Below are 3,932 nucleotides of genomic sequence, written 5' to 3' on the forward strand. Positions count from 1 at the left end.
CGGTTGACGAGTGTGTGGACTCGTCAACCGCGCACGGGCGCGAAGCGCCTAGGCGGGGGAGCGGACGATGACCGTCGTGCCGGGGAAGTAGGCGGCGAGTTCCGGTCGCGACAGCTTGATCACGGCGGTGCCGTAACCCTGCTTGCGTGACTCGGGCGCGACCCACACCGCGAGCTCCACCTCGCCGCCGTGCAGTTCGCCGAACACGAGCCCGACGCACTCCGGCCGCTCGCCGCTGGTGTTCTCCGCGACGAACCACGCCGCGGTCTCCTCGTCGACCCGGTTCAGGCCGGCCCGGCGCTCTTCCTCGATGCGATCCGCCTGCCACGGTGTGCCGTCGGCATCGAGCTGCTCGGCCGAGCGTCGCCGGTAGAGCTCCACGTCCTCGTCGTCCTGGGTGAACGGGCGCAGCCGCACGTTCGTGCCGGTGCTGAAGGGACGCTGTTCCGGCAGCCACTTCAGCGTCGCGTCCAGGTTGGTCACCTCGTCGCGGAGGTGGTCGCGCTCGAGCCTGGTCAGACGCCCGAGTTGCAGACCCAGCACCGCATTCGCGTTGTCCTCGGTCGTCTCGAGGAGCGCGCTCACACTGCGTACAGCGGCGGCGTGATCGTCACTGTCGACGATGGCATCGAGGACCTCGTGCCGCAGATCGAGCGCCCGCAGGAGCGCCGAGGCGAGTTCACGTCGGTCCAGGATCTGATCTTGGGGGCCAGCCGTCATGACGAAATCTCCCTATCCGTTGAGTTGCAACAGCGCGGAGCACGCACCTGCCGGATGGGCAATCCTGCGGGCTCCACCCAGATTGTCTGTCAACGGGCCCGCAATTGCTACGAACAGACGACGACGGGGATCTCGCGTTCGACCCAGGACTGGTAATCGTCGAACTCGGGGTACATCGCGACCAGCCGGGGCCACAGCTCCGCGCGCTCGGCGCCGTCAGCGACCTTCGCCACCAGATGGCGCACGTCGGAACGGATCTGGACCTTCACGTTGGGGTCGGCCTTGAGGTTCAGGTACCACAGCGGGTTCTTGGGCTGGCCGCCCTGCGAAGCCACCAGTACCACCCGGTCGCCGTCCTCGAGGAACAGCAGCGGGCTCACCCGCGGCTCGCCGGACTTGCGGCCGGTGGTGGTGAGCAGGCAGATCGGCAGGCCGCTCTTCGCGGCGCTGCCGACCCGCCACTTGCCGCCGACACGCCCACCGGTCGCCCGGTACGCGATCACGTTCGTCTTCGACATCCACTTGATGATGATTCGGGTGAACTGCGTATCGAGCATCGGTGGGCGCTTCACGGCCGGATCAGATCCGCTCGATGATGGTGCCGGTGGCGAGCGCGCCGCCCGCGCACATCGAGATCAGCGCGGTCGAGGCGTCGCGGCGCTCGAGCTCGTGGAGGGCGGTGGTGATCAGGCGCGAACCGGTGCTGCCGACGGGATGTCCGAGCGCGAGCGCGCCGCCGTTGACGTTGACCTTGTCCATGTCCGGACCGTGCACCTGCGCCCAGGACAGCGCGACGGAGGCGAAGGCCTCGTTGACCTCGAACAGGTCGAGGTCGCCGATCTTCATGCCGGCCTTCTCGAGCACCTTGGCGGTGGCCTGGACCGGGCCGTCGAGGTGGAACTCGGGCTCGGCGCCGACGAGCACCTGGGAGACGATCCGGGCGCGGGGCTTGAGGCCGAGGGCCTTGGCGCGGTCGGAGTCCATCAGCAGCACCGCGGCGGCGCCGTCGGAGATCTGAGAGGAGGTTCCCGCGGTGTGGATGCCGCCCTCGATGACCGGCTTGAGCTTGGCGAGGGACTCCGCGGTGGTGTCGCGCAGGCCCTGGTCGCGGGAGACGACATGCGTCTCGTCGGTCGGGAGCTTGTCCTCGCCGATGATGGGCGCCGTCACGGGCAGAACCTCACGGTCGAAGCGGCCCTCGGCCCACGCCTGCTTGGCCAGCGCCTGCGACCGGACGCCGAGCGCCTCGATGTCGTCCCGGGTCAGGCCGCGGCGCTTCGCGATCCGCTCGGCCGCCTCGAACTGGGCGGGCAAGTCGATGTCCCACGACGCCGGGCGGCGCGGGCCTGCCTCGGTGCCGACGTTGGCGCCGAGCGGGACCTGGCTCATCTGCTCGACGCCGCAGGCGATGCCGATGTCGATGGCGCCGGTGGCGATGAGACCGGCGATCAGGTGGTTGGCCTGCTGCGCGGAGCCGCACTGGCAGTCGATGGTGGTGGCGCCGGTCTGCCACGGGAGTCCCGCCGCCAGCCAGGCGGTGCGGGTGACGTTGTTGGACTGTGCACCGGCCTGAGTGACGCAGCCGCCGATGACCTGCTCGACGAGGAGGGGATCGATGCCCGCCCGCTCGAGAATTCCGACCTGGACCGCGCCGAGGGTCTCCGCCGCGTGCAGGCCGGACAGCCAGCCGCCTCGCTTGCCGATCGGAGTACGGACTGCCTCGACGATAACTGGTGTGCCCACGGCGGGCTCCTTTCCACGTGTCTACAAAAAGTAGAACAGGTTCTCCCTATTGAGCAAGGAGAATGGGCCCAGTTCTTTGCCTAGTCTTTCCCCCATCGAAGCTCTATGCTTCAATCTTTGTAGAACGTGTTCCACATCACGCGCGGCGCCGGTCGCGATGGCAGGAGACAACAGTGGCACAGCCCAACATTCCCGCGGGATTCGACTTTACGGACCCCGATATCTACGCGCACCGGCTGCCGGTGGAAGAACTCGCCGAGGTCCGCAAGGCCGAGCCGGTGTACTGGGTCGAGCAGCCCGACGGCGTCGGCGGGTTCAACGACGGTGGCTACTGGCTGGTCACCCGGCACGAGGACATCCGCGATGTGTCGATGCGCGATGTGTTCTCCACCTGGGAGAACACCGCGATCCCGCGCTTCGCCGATGACATGAAGCGCGAGCAGATCGAACTGCAGCGCTTCGTGCTCCTGAACAAGGACGCGCCGGAGCACACCAAGCTGCGCAAGCTGGTCTCCCGCGGCTTCACCCCCCGCGCGATCAACGGGATCAAGGAAGAGCTGCGCGACCGCGCCGAGGCCATCGTCAAGGCCGCCGCCGCGGAGGGCAGCGGCGACTTCGTCACCCAGGTCGCGGCGGAGCTGCCGCTGCAGGCCATCGCCGAACTCATCGGTGTGCCGCAGGAGGACCGCGGCAAGGTCTTCGAGTGGTCCAACCAGATGACCTCGTACGACGATCCCGAGTTCGCCGACATCGATCCGGCGGCCGCGTCGATGGAGATCCTCGGATACGCGTACCAGCTGGCCGAGGCGCGCAAGGCGAACCCGGGCGACGACCTCGTCACCACGCTCATCGAGGCGGACGTCGACGGCGACGAGCTCAGCCCGGAGGAGTTCGGCTTCTTCGTGATCGTGCTCGCGGTGGCAGGCAACGAGACCACCCGCAACGCCACCACGCACGGCATGAAGGCCTTCATGGACAACCCCGAGCAGTGGGAGCTGTACAAGAAGGAGCGTCCGAAGACCACGGCCGACGAGATCATCCGCTGGGCCACCCCGGTCGCGGCCTTCCAGCGCACCGCGCTCGAGGACACCGAAATCGGCGGCGTGGCGATCAAGAAGGGCCAGCGCGTGGTGATGAACTACGTGTCGGCGAACTTCGACGAGGACGTGTTCGAGAACCCGGAGAAGTTCGACATCCTCCGTGACCCGAACCCGCACCTGTCCTTCGGCGGCACCGGCGCCCACTACTGCCTCGGCGCCAACCTGGCCCGGATGGAGATCGACCTGATCTTCAACGCGATCGCCGACTTCCTCCCGGACATCACCGAGGTCGGCGCGACCCGCCGCCTGCGGTCCGGCTGGCTCAACGGCATCAAGGAGTACCAGGTCGACTACAAGACCGGCGGTTGCCCGGTCGACCACTAGGGCGGTCGATCCACCAGCACCATCCGGCAGCGCCGGCGCGGCCAC

At 68.0% G+C, this 3,932-nt stretch carries 4 protein-coding genes; 1 reads left to right on the forward strand and 3 read right to left on the reverse strand.

Going from position 1 to position 3,932, the window contains the following annotated elements:
• Positions 1 to 48: 48 nt before the first annotated feature.
• The 3 genes from ACWFRB_RS26215 to ACWFRB_RS26225 all read right to left on the reverse strand — a co-directional run bounded on the left by ACWFRB_RS26215 (position 49) and on the right by ACWFRB_RS26225 (position 2,463).
• The gene (locus ACWFRB_RS26215) at positions 49 to 720 is read right to left on the reverse strand and encodes a GNAT family N-acetyltransferase (RefSeq protein ID WP_452644249.1); all 672 of its coding nucleotides are present in this window, start codon (positions 718 to 720) and stop codon (positions 49 to 51) included.
• A 107-nt stretch (positions 721 to 827) separates the two neighbouring features.
• Complete coding sequence (locus ACWFRB_RS26220) at positions 828 to 1,277, reverse strand: nitroreductase family deazaflavin-dependent oxidoreductase (RefSeq protein WP_452644255.1); 450 nt, start codon at positions 1,275 to 1,277, stop codon at positions 828 to 830.
• Positions 1,278 to 1,299: 22 nt separating this feature from the next.
• A complete protein-coding gene (locus ACWFRB_RS26225) occupies positions 1,300 to 2,463 on the reverse strand; it encodes a steroid 3-ketoacyl-CoA thiolase (RefSeq protein ID WP_452644251.1) in 1,164 nt (387 codons plus the stop codon).
• A 173-nt stretch (positions 2,464 to 2,636) separates the two neighbouring features.
• Here ACWFRB_RS26225 and ACWFRB_RS26230 point away from each other — a divergent pair, with 173 nt between their 5' ends.
• Complete coding sequence (locus ACWFRB_RS26230) at positions 2,637 to 3,887, forward strand: cytochrome P450 (protein ID WP_452644253.1); 1,251 nt, start codon at positions 2,637 to 2,639, stop codon at positions 3,885 to 3,887.
• Positions 3,888 to 3,932: the final 45 nt, after the last annotated feature.

The organism is Rhodococcus sp. NPDC055112 (assembly GCF_053607505.1).